Origin of the sequence: Pseudoalteromonas sp. NGC95, from assembly GCF_015864705.1 — a bacterium.
In the GTDB taxonomy this organism is placed as follows: Bacteria; Pseudomonadota; Gammaproteobacteria; order Enterobacterales; family Alteromonadaceae; genus Pseudoalteromonas; species Pseudoalteromonas arctica.
In genome coordinates this window covers 16,417-33,715 of the sequence record NZ_JADYWR010000004.1, presented here as the reverse complement: position 1 = coordinate 33,715, position 17,299 = coordinate 16,417, and the positions used below count along the sequence as shown (strand labels likewise).

The 17,299-nt window shown below is 37.9% G+C and carries 16 protein-coding genes; 7 read left to right on the top strand and 9 right to left on the bottom strand.

Annotated features, from left to right (window positions below; translation table 11 throughout):
* Window positions 1–188 precede the first annotated feature (188 nt).
* Complete coding sequence (locus I6E70_RS05070) at window positions 189–734, top strand: GbsR/MarR family transcriptional regulator (protein WP_010552940.1); 546 nt, start codon at window positions 189–191, stop codon at window positions 732–734.
* Between the two features lie 39 nt (window positions 735–773).
* On the opposite strand, the gene I6E70_RS05065 is transcribed toward I6E70_RS05070, so the two are convergent.
* Window positions 774–1,790: a lytic murein transglycosylase gene (locus I6E70_RS05065; protein WP_024594339.1), complete on the bottom strand. Its 1,017-nt coding sequence runs from the start codon at window positions 1,788–1,790 to the stop codon at window positions 774–776.
* Window positions 1,783–2,064, bottom strand: a complete 282-nt coding sequence (locus I6E70_RS05060; protein ID WP_007583270.1) for a YcgL domain-containing protein — start codon at window positions 2,062–2,064, stop codon at window positions 1,783–1,785. Before I6E70_RS05060 ends, I6E70_RS05065 begins: the two co-directional genes overlap by 8 nt.
* 155 nt (window positions 2,065–2,219) lie before the next feature.
* Here I6E70_RS05060 and minC point away from each other — a divergent pair, with 155 nt between their 5' ends.
* The 3 genes from minC to minE are packed head-to-tail and all read left to right on the top strand — an operon-like array spanning window position 2,220 to window position 4,004.
* Window positions 2,220–2,924, top strand: coding sequence for a septum site-determining protein MinC (gene minC / locus I6E70_RS05055; protein ID WP_007583271.1), 705 nt, complete (start codon window positions 2,220–2,222; stop codon window positions 2,922–2,924).
* A 5-nt stretch (window positions 2,925–2,929) separates the two neighbouring features.
* Window positions 2,930–3,739 (top strand): septum site-determining protein MinD, encoded by an 810-nt coding sequence (minD, locus tag I6E70_RS05050; protein ID WP_007583272.1) that lies wholly within the window; start codon window positions 2,930–2,932, stop codon window positions 3,737–3,739.
* A gap of 1 nt (window position 3,740) precedes the next feature.
* Window positions 3,741–4,004, top strand: a complete 264-nt coding sequence (minE, locus tag I6E70_RS05045) for a cell division topological specificity factor MinE (RefSeq protein WP_004334706.1) — start codon at window positions 3,741–3,743, stop codon at window positions 4,002–4,004.
* 152 nt (window positions 4,005–4,156) lie between these two features.
* Here the strand turns inward: minE and rnd are convergent, their stop codons facing one another.
* The 3 genes from rnd to I6E70_RS05030 all read right to left on the bottom strand — a co-directional run bounded on the left by rnd (window position 4,157) and on the right by I6E70_RS05030 (window position 7,958).
* Window positions 4,157–5,287 (bottom strand): ribonuclease D, encoded by a 1,131-nt coding sequence (rnd, locus tag I6E70_RS05040; RefSeq protein WP_007583273.1) that lies wholly within the window; start codon window positions 5,285–5,287, stop codon window positions 4,157–4,159.
* 51 nt (window positions 5,288–5,338) lie between these two features.
* A complete protein-coding gene (gene fadD / locus I6E70_RS05035; protein WP_007580629.1) occupies window positions 5,339–6,991 on the bottom strand; it encodes a long-chain-fatty-acid--CoA ligase FadD in 1,653 nt (550 codons plus the stop codon).
* Between the two features lie 115 nt (window positions 6,992–7,106).
* Complete coding sequence (locus I6E70_RS05030; protein ID WP_197188194.1) at window positions 7,107–7,958, bottom strand: alpha/beta hydrolase; 852 nt, start codon at window positions 7,956–7,958, stop codon at window positions 7,107–7,109.
* A 415-nt stretch (window positions 7,959–8,373) separates the two neighbouring features.
* Here I6E70_RS05030 and I6E70_RS05025 point away from each other — a divergent pair, with 415 nt between their 5' ends.
* Window positions 8,374–9,663 (top strand): alkaline phosphatase, encoded by a 1,290-nt coding sequence (locus I6E70_RS05025; protein ID WP_007580632.1) that lies wholly within the window; start codon window positions 8,374–8,376, stop codon window positions 9,661–9,663.
* A gap of 256 nt (window positions 9,664–9,919) precedes the next feature.
* Here the strand turns inward: I6E70_RS05025 and I6E70_RS05020 are convergent, their stop codons facing one another.
* The 3 genes from I6E70_RS05020 to I6E70_RS05010 form a co-directional block, all read right to left on the bottom strand.
* Window positions 9,920–10,249, bottom strand: coding sequence for a hypothetical protein (locus tag I6E70_RS05020; RefSeq protein ID WP_197188193.1), 330 nt, complete (start codon window positions 10,247–10,249; stop codon window positions 9,920–9,922).
* A 68-nt stretch (window positions 10,250–10,317) separates the two neighbouring features.
* Window positions 10,318–11,019 (bottom strand): tRNA (adenosine(37)-N6)-threonylcarbamoyltransferase complex dimerization subunit type 1 TsaB, encoded by a 702-nt coding sequence (gene tsaB / locus I6E70_RS05015; RefSeq protein ID WP_197188192.1) that lies wholly within the window; start codon window positions 11,017–11,019, stop codon window positions 10,318–10,320.
* Window positions 11,020–11,028: 9 nt separating this feature from the next.
* The gene (locus I6E70_RS05010; protein WP_197188191.1) at window positions 11,029–12,945 is read right to left on the bottom strand and encodes an ATP-dependent DNA helicase; all 1,917 of its coding nucleotides are present in this window, start codon (window positions 12,943–12,945) and stop codon (window positions 11,029–11,031) included.
* A 332-nt stretch (window positions 12,946–13,277) separates the two neighbouring features.
* Between I6E70_RS05010 and I6E70_RS05005 the strand changes: the two genes are divergently transcribed.
* Together I6E70_RS05005 and I6E70_RS05000 are read left to right on the top strand one after the other, a co-directional pair.
* Window positions 13,278–14,561 (top strand): cation:proton antiporter, encoded by a 1,284-nt coding sequence (locus I6E70_RS05005; RefSeq protein WP_007580638.1) that lies wholly within the window; start codon window positions 13,278–13,280, stop codon window positions 14,559–14,561.
* Window positions 14,562–14,844: 283 nt separating this feature from the next.
* Window positions 14,845–16,701 (top strand): cytochrome c/FTR1 family iron permease, encoded by a 1,857-nt coding sequence (locus I6E70_RS05000; RefSeq protein ID WP_197188283.1) that lies wholly within the window; start codon window positions 14,845–14,847, stop codon window positions 16,699–16,701.
* Window positions 16,702–16,813: 112 nt separating this feature from the next.
* On the opposite strand, the gene I6E70_RS04995 is transcribed toward I6E70_RS05000, so the two are convergent.
* Window positions 16,814–17,050 carry a hypothetical protein gene (locus tag I6E70_RS04995; protein ID WP_024594333.1) on the bottom strand — a complete coding sequence of 79 codons (237 nt, stop codon included), beginning with the start codon at window positions 17,048–17,050 and terminating at the stop codon, window positions 16,814–16,816.
* Window positions 17,051–17,299 lie beyond the last annotated feature (249 nt).

Genomic DNA, 17,299 nt, shown 5'->3' with positions numbered 1-17,299 from the left:
GAAAAAAAATTAAAAATAAGGATTTATTTACGTATTGTTGTGTACAACATATCCCAATATAGATGTATAAATATTAATCTAAATCATACTTTAGTCGTTAAAATCAATTTATAAAATGGCTAAGAACTTGCTATCCAAAATGAGCGTGCTAGCATTTACTTTCTGAAATTACTGAAAGTTACTAAGCTATGAGTTTATCCGAAAAGAATTTTGCCTTTGTAATGCATTGTGGTGAGATGGGCAGCCGCTGGGGATTCAATCGTACGATTGGGCAAATGTGTGGTTTGCTGATTATTACTAAAAATCCAATGACAGCCAATGAGATTGCAGATGCGCTTAGTATTTCTCGCGGTAATGTAAGCATGGGTATTAAAGAGTTGCAATCGTGGCAATTAATTAAAGTGCAGCATATTCCTGGCGATCGAAAAGAGTACTACGCCCCTGCTGGCGATATTTGGGATATGGCAAATCGCGTATTTGAAGAACGTAAAAAGCGCGAAATTGAGCCCACCTTAACATTACTACGCGATAACTTATTAGATGAAGCCAGTAACGACGATGAGCTTTATGCACAAAAACAAATGGGGGAAATTCACAACCTACTTGAAACCGTAACTAAATGGTCATCAGAGCTGCAACGTTTAACGCCAGAGCAACTTAATAAGCTGATGAAGCTAGGTTCTGGAATTGGTAAAGTTATTGACTTAAAAGATAAAATATTCAAAAAAGAATAAAGCCGCAATTGCGGCTTTATTTATAGGTATATTTTAAAATTAGATTTTTGGATAACCAATTCTATCCGACAAGTAACCTACGCTAGTAGCAAAGTAATACGAGCGATTCCAATGCATAAATACTTTGTAGTTGTCGTACGCTAAGTACATACGGCCATTTATATCATCAGGCATAACCAGCGCAGCACGCACGTCCACATTAGGTAAATCAGAGCCATCAGCTTTACGAACACCCAGTGCTTGCCAATCAGCTAATGAGCGCTCAGAATCATTCCAATATTCTAGCCACTGCTTGCGCGTTTTTGTACCACGCACTAAAACGTATTTACTATCAAAGTTTTCAGGTAACTGTACTTGGCGACCCCACGTAAGAGAGTCGTTCCAGCCTTCTTGCTTTAAATAGTTAGCAATTGAAGCAAAAGCATCTTCCTTTGTGGTCCAAATATCTTTACGGCCATCATTATTGTAATCAACCGCGTAAGCATTAAATGAAGTTGGCATAAATTGCGTTTGCCCCATTGCGCCTGCCCATGAGCCTTTAAATTTATCAAGCGTGATATGGCCCGATTTTAAAATGTCGAGTGCAGCCCAAAGTTGGCGTTTATAAAGCGCTTCTCGGCGTCCATCAAAAGCAAGCGTTACTAACGATGCGATAACGTTATGACCACCTTGAATAGCACCAAAGTTACTTTCAAGCCCCCAAAGTGCCACTATAAAGCGTGCTTGTACGCCAAACTCTTTAGCAACTTTTTCAAGTACATCTTTGTTTTCTGCATAAAGCTTGCGGGCGCGGTCTATTTTCCACTGAGGTACGCGTTTTGGTAAATACGTTTCAAGGGTTTCTTTTACTTCTGGCTGGTTTTTATCAGCCGAAACCACTTTTTCTTTATATGTTGCTGTTGCAAAAGCATCATCAATAAGTTTTGCTTCATAGCCTTTTGAGATGGCTTCTTGCTTTAAATTTGCTAAATAATCTTGAAATTCGGCCTGTGTTTTTGCCATCACAGATGAGCTTAAACATACACCACATAATATAACGATAAGTTTTTTAATCACTATCAACTCCATTTTCTTTTCGTAACTGACTTAGCAAATTTTGTTCCGGTGGAGGAAGTTGTAAATAATAACCCTGATCACTTAGTGCACCTTTTACAGCTTCTAAATCAGACCCACCTAAATGCTCACGTTTTGCTAAGTTGATGATCATCACATAAAGAGGTTGACCAAACATAGCCATTAAAGGTTCCGGAACTTTGTCAAAATCATCTCTTTTTTCAACAAATAAGAACGTATCCGCTTTTTTCTTACTTTTATATACTGCAGTGAGCATTATGACCCTATAAATTCTTGCTTAACAATGCCGCACACTATAACATGAGAGTAATAATAAGTTAGAAAAATTAGATTAGAAATTTCAATAAAGGCCCTATTCAGCCTACGTTTATCTAAAATTAATTTCTAATCAGACAATTCAATTGAGCGTGTATGTCGGACCAAATTTTTGAGTTAAAAGGGAATCTTTTTACGTTATCAGTTTTGCATCTTTATAGTACTGATATAAACCTTTTAGCAGAACAACTATATATAAAAATAGCCCAGGCCCCTAAGTTTTTTGAGGGTGCTCCTATTGTTGTTAATTTAATTGAAATTAAAAACAGTTCACTTGATTTTGTACACTTAAAGTCATTAATCGAGCGTATGAGCTTTAACGCTGTTGGTGTATGCAATGGCTCAGATGAGCAACATACACAAGCTAAAGCTGCTGGCTTGTCTGTTTTGAATTATTCACAAGACGTTAAGAGCGAACCTGTTAAACAAGAGGCTAATACGTCGATTGTAGAAAAAACAGTGCATTTACCAGCGCAAATTATTAGCGGTACAGTTCGCTCTGGACAACAGGTGTATGCAAAAGATAGAGATTTGATAGTACTTGGCGCGGTTAGTCATGGTGCTGAAGTTATTGCCGATGGAAATGTGCATATTTATGGCACGCTACGCGGTCGCGCTATTGCAGGCGCAAAAGGTTTTAAAGAAGCACACATTTTTTGCCAAAAACTTGAGGCCGAGCTGGTTTCAATAGATGGTAACTACTGGATCAGTGATTCACTACAAGGTGAACATTGGGGAAATGCAGTGCAAATACAACAAAAAGACGAATCATTAGAAATTTCAGCTTTGGTTAAAGGATAAATCTCATGGCAAAAGTAATTGTCGTTACCTCAGGTAAAGGCGGTGTTGGTAAAACAACATCAAGTGCTGCAATTGGCACAGGCTTAGCGTTAAAAGGCTATAAAACAGTTATTATCGACTTTGATATTGGTTTACGTAACTTAGATTTAATTATGGGTTGTGAACGCCGTGTTGTTTATGACTTTGTAAACGTAATTAATGGTGAGGCAAACCTTAACCAAGCGCTTATTAAAGATAAACGTGTAGATAAATTATTTTTACTACCCGCTTCACAAACTCGTGATAAAGACGCATTAACTCGTGAAGGTGTTGAACGCGTATTAAACGAATTAAAAGAAGACTTTGATTACATTGTGTGTGATTCACCAGCAGGCATTGAAGCTGGCGCTATGATGGCAATGTACTTTGCTGACGAAGCAATCGTGACAACAAATCCAGAAGTGTCGTCAGTTCGAGATTCAGATCGTATTTTAGGTATTTTACACAGTAAATCAAAACGTGCTGAAGAAGGCCTAGAAAACATTAAAGAACACTTACTATTAACACGCTATAATCCTAGTCGTGTTGAAAAAGGTGAAATGCTATCGGTAGAAGATGTGCAAGATATTCTGTCAATCCCACTATTAGGTGTTATTCCTGAATCGCAAGCGGTATTAAGTGCTTCAAACTCAGGCCAACCTGTTATATTGGATACAGAATCTGATGCAGGCCAAGCTTATTCTGATGCAATTAACCGCTTACTAGGTGAAACCGTCGATTTTCGCTTCTTAGACGTTGAGAAAAAAGGCTTATTTAAACGGATTTTTGGAGGTTAACGTGTCTTTACTTGACTACTTCCGCTCAGAAAAGAAAAACAGTGCGTCACTAGCAAAAGAGCGATTGCAGATCATTGTCGCGCACGAGCGTTCTCAACGAGGAACGCCGGATTACTTACCACAATTAAAACAAGACATTTTAGATGTGATCCGTAAATACGTGAACGTAAGTACCGATGCAGTTCAGGTTCAGTTTGATCAGAACGAAGACGATTTAGCCGTACTTGAGCTAAACGTTACACTACCTGATGAAGAAAAGAAGTAATTGAAGAAAGGGCGCTTTATAAGCGCCCTCTTTATTTTCGCAATAACTTTCTAAATACCTACGTTTTAATCCCCTTCGTGCAACTAAAACTTTTAACTATGTAACACAAAAACTATAGATAAGTATTACACAGTTAAAGAAAATATTTAGTCTTAAGTATCCCATTCTTTTAAAGCGTCTTTAACGTAGGTATATCGCCAAGAGCTCAATAAATCAGGCTTTATATGACTCTGTTTTTGCTCATTGGTTAACTTCCAATTCCAACTAATCAGTTGATTGACTTGCTTTTTAGAGGCCATAACATCTTCTGGTATATTGTGCTCTTTAGCTACTTTAGTGATTTTTTGTTTTATATCTTTTGCTACTTTTTTATAAGTAGGAAAATCAATTAAGCGCTTAAGTACATCAGGGTGCTGAGCATCTGGAACTTCTTTAGCAGCTTCAATACACTTTATTATATCGACACCAGAGCGATTAACTTCAATAGCTTCAACCCCTGGAATTTGACGTAGAGCGTTTAAACTTGAAGGACCACGTTTGGCAATTTCAGTCATGTTATGTTCTTTTAACACAAAATTAAGCGCCAAATTTTTCTTGATAGCTTTATTTCTTCGCCATACAGCAAGCTCTTTTAACACCGCTAGTTCGTGCGGTTTAAGTTGCCATGCATTTTTAATATCTTTATATAAAAGCTCGTCAGGTGTTTGAAATGCACGTTTTTTGGCAATCAATTCACTTTCGTTTATTACAATGTCAAAGAAGCCAGCGGCATTAATGCGATCGATAATCAGCTCAAAACACGGTAATAAGTAAAAAGTATCAGCAGCCGCGTAGTCTAATTGTTTTTTAGTTAACGGGCGTTGCAGCCAGTTAGTGCGTGACTCGCTTTTATCTATTTCAATACCTTGCAGCTCTTTTACCATAAGAGCAAAACCCATACAATTACCTTCACCGAGTAGCTGCAACGCAAATTGTGTATCAAATAATGGGGCTGGGACAAAGCCTGCGTACTTTTGAAAAACTTCAATATCTTCTGAAGGAGAATGGAGTACTTTTAAAACTGCAGGATCTTTAAGTATTTCCCAAAAATCAAATAGTGAAAGTTCCGCTAATGGGTCAATAAGCGCTAAATGCTCACCATCAAAAACTTGGATAAGTGCAACTTCTGGATACAAAGTACGACGACGCATAAACTCAGTATCAATAGCTAAAATAGGTTTATTTTTTATTTGTTCAACAAAAGTGTTCAGTTGATTTTGGGTTTCGATCAATTGGTATTGCACTTAATCTCCTACAATAAAAAAGCCGACATATGTCGGCTTTTTTATAGGTTGCTAATCTTTCAAGGCTCTTCGGAGTATCTTACCTACGTTAGTCTTAGGTAACTCATCCCTAAACTCTACCAGCTTGGGGACCTTGTAATTAGTTAAATTATCACGACAGTGACTTATTATATCTTTTTCAGTTAAAGAAGGGTCTTTTTTCACAACAAAAACTTTAACTTGTTCACCACTTACATCGTGAGGAATACCGATAGCAGCTACTTCAAGCACACCTTCGTGCATAGCCACTACTTCTTCAATCTCATTAGGAAAAACATTAAAGCCAGATACGATGATCATGTCTTTTTTACGATCTACAATAAAGAAGAAACCTTCGTCATCATAAGTCGCAATATCACCTGTAGCAAACCAGCCGTCCTTTAAACATTCAGCGGTTGCATCTGGTCGTTTGTAATAACCAACCATGACTTGCGGGCCTTTAACACAAAGCTCGCCAGGTTCACCTTTAGCGGCTTCTTCGCCGTTATCTAAAACCAATTTAATATCAGTGTTAGGCGCTGGTAAACCAATAGAGCCATTATATGCTTTCAAATCAAAAGGACTAATAGTAACTAAAGGAGAACATTCTGTAAGGCCATAACCTTCCATTAATTTTGAGCCAGTCACTTTTTGCCATTTTTCAGCAACAGGACGTTGAACGGCCATACCGCCGCCTAAAGACATTTTTAAATGACTAAAATCAAGTTCAGCAAAACCTGGTGTGTTTAATAAACCATTAAATAATGTATTAACACCGGTAATAGCTGTGAAATTGTGCTGACCCAGCTCTTTAACAAACCCAGGCATATCTCGTGGGTTTGTAATTAATATATTTAAACCACCGTACTTCATAAATGTTAGGCAGTTAGCTGTTAAGGCAAATATATGATAAAGCGGTAAAGCAGTCACAACCACTTCTTCACCACGGTTTAACACTTTGTCTAAACAACCTGAAACTTGTTCAAGGTTACCAACCATGTTGCCATGGCTCAGCATTGCCCCTTTAGATACACCTGTTGTGCCACCGGTGTACTGTAAAAATGCAAGATCAGACAAGCTCATTTCAGGGCGCGTATATTTAGCTTCATCTGCAGCTAAAACGTCTGAAAATTTAATTGTGTTAGGCAAGTTGAACTTTGGCACCATTTTTTTAATGTGCTTCACAACAAAGTTAACTACATGCTTTTTAAGCCCGCCAACCATATCGCCTACTTGCGTGACCACAATATGCTTAACATCAGTATGAGCAAGTGACTTTTCAAGTGTGTCAGCAAAGTTTGCTAGGATGAAAATAGCTGTAGTGTCAGAGTCTTTTAGCTGATGCTCTAATTCACGTACTGTGTAAAGTGGGTTAACATTTACAACCACACAACCTGCACGCAAAACACCTAAAATTGTGACTGGTGTTTGTAGTAAGTTAGGCATCATTACGGCAACTTTGTCGCCTTTTTTAAGACCCAAATCATTTTGAATATAGGAAGCAACTTTTTTTGTTGCTGTGTCTATTTCATCGTAAGACATCGTTTTACCCATATTCGTAAATGCAGGTAAATCGGTGTAGTCACTAAAACTTTTTTCGAACACTTCGAGTAACGAGTTGTAATGCTCAGGATCGATTGTTTCAGGCATACCCTCTGGGTAGCGCTTAAGCCAGATTTTTTCCACTCTTAGCCCCTGTTTATAATTATATTTTTATTAACCTTAATCTAAGTAAGGCGCTTTAACAATTGAGCAAATACTCTAATGCAGGAATAATCCCACATTTAACACAAACTTACAATTAACATGCACCATTTTGCAGCATAAAGTCTTGAATATGCTCAAAACATAGTTCACTGCTTTGCATGTGGCAATGATGCCCACCATCTACATTAATGACCTTCAAGCTATTGTAATAACTAATATACTTTGCCAAATTTTGTTTTACAAACGAATAACCTTCGTTACCTAAAATTAATTGACATGGTGCAATTAAATCTTTTATTGCACCAATACATTGCGCTTCATTAAACCTAAAACCTGAGTGATTTTTGAGCTTTGGATCTGTTGTTAGCGAAAAACCATCTAGAACCTGTTTTATATTTCGCTGCATTAATAGCGTAATAAGCTCGCTATTTAAATCGGTTGTTTGAGCGCGTGCTTCATAAATAAGTTCTTTCGACTTATAAATTCTCGACTTTTTATTTTTTAAACGCTCTCTATTTAGTACTGCACTTTTTAACTGTTCACACACACCTTCACTCGGGGTTGTAACACAACCAATTCCCTCAATAAAGGTAACAGACTTTACATAATCGCTAAAGCAGCTTGCAAAAAGTCCTGCAACCATAGCCCCCATTGAATGACCTACTAAATGTACTTTTTTAACACCAAGCGCATTTATAAGTTGGTACACATCGTCAATATAATCAACAAAATAATAGTGTGCATCATCACTTCGCCAAGACGATAAACCGTGCCCAACAAAGTCAATGCAGTACCAAGTGTGTTTTGGGTTAACGTTGTTTAACATTGGCATAAAGCTATGGCAGTTGTCTAACCACCCATGCAACGCTATTACTATTTCGTTCCCTGAACCTACTTTTAAGCCATGAATATTTAAATTATTGGTTTCAATATTAAATGGCTGCACGGTAAGTCCTTTATTAATTTAGAGCATCATTATTTATAGCATACAAGTTGTCAGACCACTAACTTAGAAAATGGTGCCAAATTCACGATTTAATTATCTTCCTGGTATCAAATATAGCACTGAGTAGAAAACCAAACTCAATATTTTCAATAACTTAAAAATGGAGTAATAAGCAAAGTTTTTTTAACATATTAATTTTGAGTACCTTTTAAACAAATAAAAGGTGAGAGCACCATATATAGATAGCTTATAACTAGTATAATTTAAATAAATAGAACTAACAGCGTTAACTACAATTCTATGTATATAAAATCAAAGTATAAATTATAAATATCTCAGATATTCATTTATTTATCATCCTATCTGTATACAATATCAGCGGCTATTAAATAAGGTACACTCATAAGGTACAACCATGAAAAAACAGATCAGCTTATTGGCACTTTTATGCACCGCTTCTGGTGCTTACGCAGAATCAGCACCTAAAAATGTAATTTATATGATTGGTGACGGCATGGGTCCGGCTTACACCACGGCTTATCGCTATTTTAAAGATGACCCTGCAACAAAAGAAGTAGAAGGCACGGTTTTTGACACTATTTTAAAAGGCATGGCTCATACCTACCCTGACGACCATACTTATGTAACAGACAGTGCTGCGGGTGCTACAGCGCTTAGTAGCGGTCATAAAAGTTATAATGGCGCAGTTGCTGTAGATACAGACAAGAAACCAGTTAAAACTATGCTTGAAATAGCAAAAGAGCGTGGTATGACAACAGCGCTTGTTGTAACGTCACAAATAAACCATGCAACACCTGCTAGCTTTACAGCTCACAATGAATCTCGTTACAACTACGATGATATTGCTAACGATTATATTGATAATAAGATTGCTGGTAAATTACCCGTTGATTTAATGCTAGGTGGCGGTACTAAATATTTTATTCGTGATGACCGGAATTTAGTTGAAGAATTTAAAGCGGCAGGTTACCAATACGGTGACGATATTAATAATCTGGGCCAAATTACACAAATACCTGCCATAGGTTTGTATGCAAGCAAAGGCCTGCCATTTGCACTTGATATAAACCCAACTCGCCTTACTCAGTTAACATCTAAAGCGCTTGGTTTACTAGATAACCAGAACGAAGAAGGCTTTTTTGTGATGATTGAGGGCAGCCAAATTGATTGGTGTGGTCACTCTAACGATATAGCCTGTGCGATGGCTGAAATGGACGACTTTGCTAAATCAATCGAAAAAGCAAAAGCGTACGTTGATAAAAATAAAGACACGATACTTGTAGTTACAGCCGATCACTCAACGGGCGGTTTAACTATTGGTTCGCACGGCCAATTTAAATGGGAAACAGACGTAATTAAAGGTGTTAAGGCAACGGCTAGTAAGTTAACAGACAAACTTATGGAGTCTAAAGACTTAAAACCAGTATGGACTGCTAACACCAATATTGAATTTACAACCGAAAACCAAATCAAACTAGAGCAAGCTAAAAAAATGGGCGAAAAAGCGCTTAATTTAGCTGTTAAAAGTATTATTAGTGATGCGAGCTTTACTGGCTGGACAACCGGCGGACACACCGCTGTAGACGTTCAAGTATTTGCCTATGGCAAAGGCAGTGAGCAATTTATTGGCTCACAAAATAATACTGATATTGCCGATAAGCTAATTGGCTTTATTGAACAGTAATACCAATCCGCAATAATACTTAATCAATTTGAGGGGTTAAATCTGACGTTAACTACGTTAAAAATTTCTGGTATAGAACAACTAAATAACGAAATTTTTGCCTTGTTATCGACACGATTTTCTTCCCTCAAAATAGATCACTTAATTAAGCGAATTGGTATAATTCACCTCGTTTTTAACACAAAAAGCCCGAACACATGTTCGGGCTTTTTATTGAATTTTATCGCTGTATTTATCTAAAACGTTTGAATGAGCTTTAAGCGTATATATCAACGCCTATTAAATTTTGTACTTCGGCTCTGCGTTCTAAATTGGCAAATTCAGTATAAGTAGAAATCGCTTTACTTACTTGAGCTGTCGGTTGGTCGTAAATTGTTTGGCTGTATTCATTGCTTTTAGCACTGCTTTTAAACAGTTGATTAGCCAGTTCGACGCCCTCGACACTGCTTTTTACATAATCGGTATTCGTTTTTTGAGCAGCCGGCTGGCCTAATAAACTCTGTGGTTTATTAGTAACAACTTTAGTAGGGCTAACCCTACCCAGAATATCTCCGGTAAAAAAACCTGAACCAATAGGCAGCGTCATTACGCGTCTCCAACCTTAATATTGCATAAAATTATGATTTAAAAACAACCAATTTGCAAATAATATGATTACTCACGTCCTGGTAGCTTTTTCCACGTTACCGTATCGCGCACATATTTAGGTTGAGCGTCACTCGCTTTTACAACGTCACCCGCTAAAAACGCGGCTTCAACATGCGCTAACATATAACGCGCATCAGGCAATGTAATATCAGTATTAATTATCACGTTTTCAAAGTCATTAAGCGCATCAGGATAGGTTTTAAAGCCCGTGCCTACCGCTACAGATGGCTCACTGGTCGCTATATAATCATTGTTTAGTAAATCAGGTTTTATAACGCACTCTTGGTTAACTAAAAGCATTAGATTATTTTGCGCTTGGTAATGTGCAAAGTATATCTCCCCCATACGCGCATCTATGCTTGGATAAACACTAAGACTACCGTTTTGTTCAAACGCTTGTTGCGCCATAATAGCCAAAGTAGACACACCTACAAGCGGCAAATTAGTTGAATACGCTAAACCTTGTGCTATTGCTACACTAATACGCACACCAGTAAAACTGCCCGGGCCTTGCCCAAAACCAATGGCATCTAAGTCTTTTAATTTACAGTTTGCTTTAGTTAATAGCTCATCCACAAGTGGAAGTATTTTTTGGCTATGTTGCTGCGGACATTCTTCAAAATGATGAAATGTTTGGCCCTGAAAATGTAAAACAATTGAAAGTGCTTCAGTTGAAGCATCAAGGGCAAGAATATTACTTTTGATCATTTTATTACTCTAATTAATTTGTTTTAAAAATGTATTGGCATCTTCTAAGCTTCGCGTGCGGCGCATCGGCGGTAAGCTTTTTAAAAATACTTGGCCATATTGGCGTGTAACTAAGCGATTATCGCATATTACAAGTACGCCTTTGTCTTTACTATCTCGAATTAAACGCCCTACACCTTGTTTTAGCGCAATAACAGCCTGCGGTAATTGTATGTGTGAAAAAGGGTCTTTTCCCTGCATTTGGCAATCTTGCATTTTAGCTTGAAGCAATGGATCGTCAGGGGCTGCAAATGGCAATTTGTCTATAATAACACAGCTTAGTGTACTGCCGCGTACATCAACACCTTCCCAAAAAGAAGCCGTGCCGAGTAATACCGCATTACCATGGCGAGTAAATTTCTCTAAAATAATACGCTTAGACATTTGCCCTTGCATATAAACTGGGTAGTCTATTTGTGTGGTGAGCCCTTCGGCAACTAAGTGCATCATTCGATAGCTCGTAAATAACACAAAACAACGCCCTTGCGCTGACTTTATAAGCTCAAGTGTTAATTTTACAATCGCATGCGGCATATTATCAGCGTGCGATTCAGGTAAGTAACGCGGTAAACACAGCAACGCCTGATTAGGGTAATCAAATGGGCTATCTACCATCATGCTTTGCTTTGGTTTTAAACCAAGGCTTGCATTAAAGTGCTCTAGTTTGTTGTCGACCGAAAGTGTTGCTGAAGTAAATACAAAGCCTGCGCCCGTGTCTTGCATCATTTGAGCAAACTTAGCTGATACATTTAATGGCGTTATATTAATTGTTAAATAACGGCGCGTTGTTTCATACCAATAACTAAAGCCGGTTTGGGCTGTATCAAAAACCCGCTCTAACTGTCCTTTAAACGCAAGTGCACGTTCAAATGGATGCTCAATTTTGTCGCTTCTATCTAGGCAAAGTTTAAGTACTTGATAAACAAAATCTAAATCACTGATCACACGATGAAGTGCCGCGCATATTTGTTTATCACTTAGCTTTTCTCGCCAATCGCCTCTACTGCCATCAACACCAAACTGTAATCGTAAATCAGCAACGCTTGTTTCAAGCTTATTTAAGCTTTTACCTAGCTGCAGCATATCGGGAATTTCGGCTCTATAAATAGCACGTAAATCATTAATTAAATCCACCAGCTTTTTAGTACTAATACTCTCACCAAAATAATCACTGGCAATTTCGCTTAACTGGTGGGCTTCATCAAATATATACGCGTCGGCTTTTGGCATAAGCTCAGCAAAGCCACTTTCTTTTACGGCCATGTCGGCAAAAAATAAATGGTGATTAATCACAACTACGTCGGCATCGGCCGCAGTTAAACGTGCTTTGCGTATATAACAGCTTTGAAAATCTGGACACTCTTTACCTAAGCAATTATCGGCTGTTGAATTTACATAAGGCAGTACTTTCGCGTCATCTTCTATACCAATACAATCGGCCAAATCTCCTGATTGCGTTTCACTGGCAAACTTAGCCACCATCGCTAGTTGATGCATTACGTCGGAGTCGTCAGTAGGCACATGCGCAACATGCTGATTAAGTCGGTAGGTACATAAGTAATTGGCACGCCCTTTTAATAAGGCGGTTTTTTTAGAAGCACCAAGCGCTTTCACTAATTGAGGTAAATCGCGGTGGTATAACTGTTCTTGTAAAGCTTTAGAACCAGTCGATATTATCGTTCGGCCTTTTGATTTAAGTGCAGGGGCTAAATATGCAAATGTTTTACCAGTACCCGTGCCTGCTTCAGCAACTAATTGCGAACTGTTTTTTAATGCATCTGCAACAGCTACTGCCATATCAATTTGTGGTTGGCGAGGCGTATATCCATCTAACGATGACGCCAAAGGCCCGGTTGCACTAAACAGCTGTTTGATAATACCAATCACTTTAAAATAAATAATAGCGGGATTTTACGTAAGCAAAGCATTTAGGGCAAGTAATTACAAAATCGACTTTTATTTTATGATGCAACACACGTTTCAATAATGTGATTAACCACTAAAGTTTACAACAAACACTGTATTTATAACGTACATTTAATTTAATAATGACAATATTTACAAAGCCTAATTTCCTATTAACTCTTACTAAAAACAATCCGTATTAAAAGCTATATTTAGGCATAAATACTGTGACTCTCAAATATTACAGGAGTAACATACGCGGGTTTATAATCCTCCTTTTTGTGTGTCGTTTAAAAAATAGTTAAGGTTAATCAATGAATGCTTGGTACCTCATTTGTTTTCTCTCTGCAATTGCAATTTTTATAGCCTTTGCAAACCAGTACATCCTCAAAATGCAAACTACCATTGCCATTACTACCGGCTCTGTGGTTATTTCTTTATTACTGATTATTGCAGTAAAATTATTAGGCGATCAGAACGCATTAGCAATGACCCAAATTGTTTCCAGTATTGACTTTAACGAGTTACTACTTAAAGGCATGTTGGGGTTTTTACTTTATGCGGGTGCGCTCGAAATAAACCTACTTGCCCTGCGTAAGCAGCGGTGGGAAATTACTGCCCTGGTCTTGTTTTCAACCATTGCTTCCACATTTATAGTGGGTTATTTAAGCTTTTATTTATTTTCAGTTTTTGGTTTTGATGTCCCTTTTATTTATTGTTTACTGTTTGGTGCGCTTATTAGCCCAACCGACCCTATCGCTGTACTTGCTATTATTAAACAAATGCGAGCGCCAGAAGGCATCTCTGTTCAAGTAGAAGGTGAGTCGCTATTTAACGATGGTATTGGTTTAGTTATATTTACCACTATATTTTCTGTTGCTTTTTATGGCACAGATGCACAATTTGGTGACATAGCAGAGCTATTCTTTGTTGATGCAATAGGAGGCATTGCGTTTGGTTTAGTCATTGCATTAGTTGGCCACTTTTTAATTATTAATAGCCGCGATGTAAATATTCGCCTATTAATTACCTTAACTATCCCAACAGCAGGTTTTGCTGCAGCAAATATTTGGGAAATATCTGGCGCACTTGCCATGGTAACCAGTGGCATATTAATGGGTAATATTACCCGCACTAAAGCAACCGAGCGCACGGGCCCCGAAGACACGCGCTACGTAAAAGATTTTTGGCATGCAACCGACAGCTTTCTAAATGCTCTACTGTTTTTAATAATAGGTATGCTAATAGTCACTATGCCAATCACGCTTGGAGAAATTGGTTTAGGCTTATTAATGGTACCTGTTGTACTGCTAGCACGCTTTATAAGTGTAGGCGCACCATTTGTAATTTTTAAACGCTTTAGAACTTACGATAAACACAGTGTTAAAATTTTGACCTGGGGTGGACTACGTGGTGGTCTTGCTCTGGCAATGGCGGCAGCAATCCCACGCGAGCAAGTTTTTGTAGGCGGTTCAGACCTACATAACCTAATCGTTATTGTTACTTATGTAGTGGTTATATTTTCTATTATTGTACAAGGCTTAACTATTTCGCCGCTTATTCAAAGTAGCATTAAGTCAGCTGAGCAAGCCAAGTAATAAATGCTTTGTCTGCAACACATTCAGTAACCAAGTTATTATAAAAATCACTTGGTTACTGTTACTCACGTGTTACAAAAACACTTTAAAGTTCTATAAATTGTTATTCTTTTTATTTATCTGCTTTGTTTAAATTAATCCGCTTGAAATGCAAATGAAAACAATTATAATTTTGACTTTTCCTCTACAGGGCTTTTCGATGTCCATAAATAATTCTCACATGTTTTTAAATTTTGTGTCTCTGAGCAAACGACAATTTCAATGTTTTTTTATGCTTTTTATTATGGTCATGGCAAGCTTTAGTGTTTCAGCCTCGCCTAATGAGCAAACAAAAATAAAACAAATTGCACAGCTTGCAGAGTATGTAGGTGTTGATTACGTGGCAGCTGTTGGGAATGGTGAAATACTTGATCCTGACGAATATCAAGAAATGACTGAATTTTCGCACGTTATTATTGAGCAAGCTGGACAGCTATCAAGCCAAACAAATGAGTTTGATACAGTAAAGGCACAAGCTAAAGCCCTGCATACAGCGATTGCCAATAAAGCGAGTGTTGCCGATGTACGTGCAGCAAGCTCAGCGCTTCGTGAGTCGCTACTTACCTTTATGCCGCAACTATCGTTACCTACATCACTACTTCCTGTTGAGCAAACCAAAGCGCTTTTTGCTGCTAACTGTTCAATGTGTCACGGCCCAAGTGGTCAAGGCGACGGCCCGCTTGCAAAAAACTTATCGCCAGAGCCTACCAACTTTACCGATGAAGAACGTGCAACTAACCGCTCATTAATGGGTTTATTTGACGCTGTAAGTAATGGTATTAACGACACGCCAATGGTTGCTTTTACTCAATTTAATGAACAACAACGTTGGTCTTTAGCTTTTTATGTAGGTAGCTTGGCATTTAAAGATGTTCAAAAACCACAAAATCTAGAGCAAAACATTACCGCTTCGCAGATTGTAAACTTAAACCCTGCACAATTATCGGCAGGTCAAAGTGAAACACAAGCACATTACGTTAAATGGCTTCGTGGTAATCCAGAGCAACTATTTACCGGTAAAAAGAATCCGATAACGGTTACTCGCACGCAGTTACTTGCAGCGCAAGCCGCGCATGCTAAAGGCAATTACTCACAAGCAAGTGATTTAGCAATTAGCGCTTACCTAGATGGCTTTGAGCTTGTTGAAAACAACTTAAATGCCTACGACGAAACACTGCGTAAAAACATCGAAGTACAACTGATGAACCTGCGCCAAACATTTAAAAACGAGAAAGATACAGCCATCGTTGGCGAAAAAGTAAGTGCAGCGCTAGCTCAACTCGCTAAAGCAGATAGCATGCTAAACGAAACCAAACTAACTGATGGTGCACTCCTCTCAGCGAGTTTAGTTATATTACTACGCGAAGGCCTAGAAGCACTCTTAGTTATTATTGCCCTTATGACCGTACTTATTAAAACTAAACGCCAAGACGCACTTAAATATGTACATGTTGGTTGGGTAACCGCACTTATTGCTGGTGGCTTAACGTGGGCTGCGGCGCAAACATTAATAGAAATAAGTGGTGCAAGTCGCGAAGTTATGGAAGGTGCTGGTGCATTGTTTGCCGCTGTAATTTTACTTTATGTTGGCGTATGGATGCACAGTAAAACCAGTGCGCAGCAATGGCAAAAATACATCAAAGACAATATAGATAAGCGCCTTGAGTCGGGTACATTATGGGGTTTAGCAGGGCTTTCTTTTATTGCCGTATACCGTGAAGTATTCGAAACTGTATTGTTCTATCAGTCTTTATTAACGCAAAGCTCGCCTGCCCAATATTCATCTATTGCTTCGGGTTTTGCGATAGCTGTAGCAATACTGGCTATTATTACGTGGGTATTAATTAAGTACTCAATTAAATTACCGGTTGCTAAGTTTTTTGCAATTACTACTTACCTATTATTTGCACTCTCGTTTGTACTTATGGGCAAAGCCGTTATTGCATTACAAGAGGCCGACATAATAGGTATTGCGCCGCTACCAATGAGCTTTGATATTGCATGGCTTGGTATAAAATCAACATGGCAAGGTATTGTGGCTCAAATATGTGTGTTCGCTATATTTAGCTTTTATATATTTAAAAGCAAAAACCAAGAGTAATGCCAATCTGCTTAAGAGTTTAAGCTAATTGGCATAAGCAAAATACATAGTAAAAAGGCCCGCAAGGGCCTTTTTGAGTTAATTGCTTATGTATTTAGTAAAGTTGGTATTATCAAGCCCATGTATCTAAATGGGTGTTTTCGTCATCATCTAGGTTGGACTTTTTTTTACTATTTTGATCATCAAGCATATTGAGCTTTTTCTTTTTTTGTAACTCACGCCTTTTTTTATTCTCTAGTTCAACTTTTTCAGCGGCAGCCCCACTTTGCACACCCGCAATATGAAAAGCACTTTTTGACTCAACTTCTAGCCTAGTTATTCTTCCTAAATAAGGGATCATAATATCCATAAGTACTTCCTTATTTTTTCATTTTATTCGTTAACCATTTGGTTTGAGTGATAAACAACCAATTGTTGGCGAAAATTGCGCTTATTATCTTAATATTATCGACAGTTATAACATATGCTTTAATTAAGCTAAAAAAAACTTGCCATAATATAGCTGTTTATGTTTTTATGAATGCGAAATTTATTTAAACAGATAACAACTGCACGTTACTATAACAACGAGCAGTTACATAGGATAAAAAATGCGCTT

Bases quoted from the DNA above. Each gene is read 5' to 3' on its own strand.
- I6E70_RS05070 (WP_010552940.1), top strand. From the start codon at position 189: ATGAGTTTATCCGAAAAGAATTTTGCCTTTGTAATGCATTGTGGTGAG.
- I6E70_RS05060 (WP_007583270.1), bottom strand. From the start codon at position 2,064: ATGCTCACTGCAGTATATAAAAGTAAGAAAAAAGCGGATACGTTCTTA.
- minC (WP_007583271.1), top strand. From the start codon at position 2,220: ATGTCGGACCAAATTTTTGAGTTAAAAGGGAATCTTTTTACGTTATCA.
- minD (WP_007583272.1), top strand. From the start codon at position 2,930: ATGGCAAAAGTAATTGTCGTTACCTCAGGTAAAGGCGGTGTTGGTAAA.
- I6E70_RS05025 (WP_007580632.1), top strand. From the start codon at position 8,374: ATGAAAAAACAGATCAGCTTATTGGCACTTTTATGCACCGCTTCTGGT.
- I6E70_RS05020 (WP_197188193.1), bottom strand. From the start codon at position 10,249: ATGACGCTGCCTATTGGTTCAGGTTTTTTTACCGGAGATATTCTGGGT.
- tsaB (WP_197188192.1), bottom strand. From the start codon at position 11,019: ATGATCAAAAGTAATATTCTTGCCCTTGATGCTTCAACTGAAGCACTT.
- I6E70_RS05005 (WP_007580638.1), top strand. From the start codon at position 13,278: ATGAATGCTTGGTACCTCATTTGTTTTCTCTCTGCAATTGCAATTTTT.
- I6E70_RS05000 (WP_197188283.1), top strand. From the start codon at position 14,845: ATGGTCATGGCAAGCTTTAGTGTTTCAGCCTCGCCTAATGAGCAAACA.
- I6E70_RS04995 (WP_024594333.1), bottom strand. From the start codon at position 17,050: ATGGATATTATGATCCCTTATTTAGGAAGAATAACTAGGCTAGAAGTT.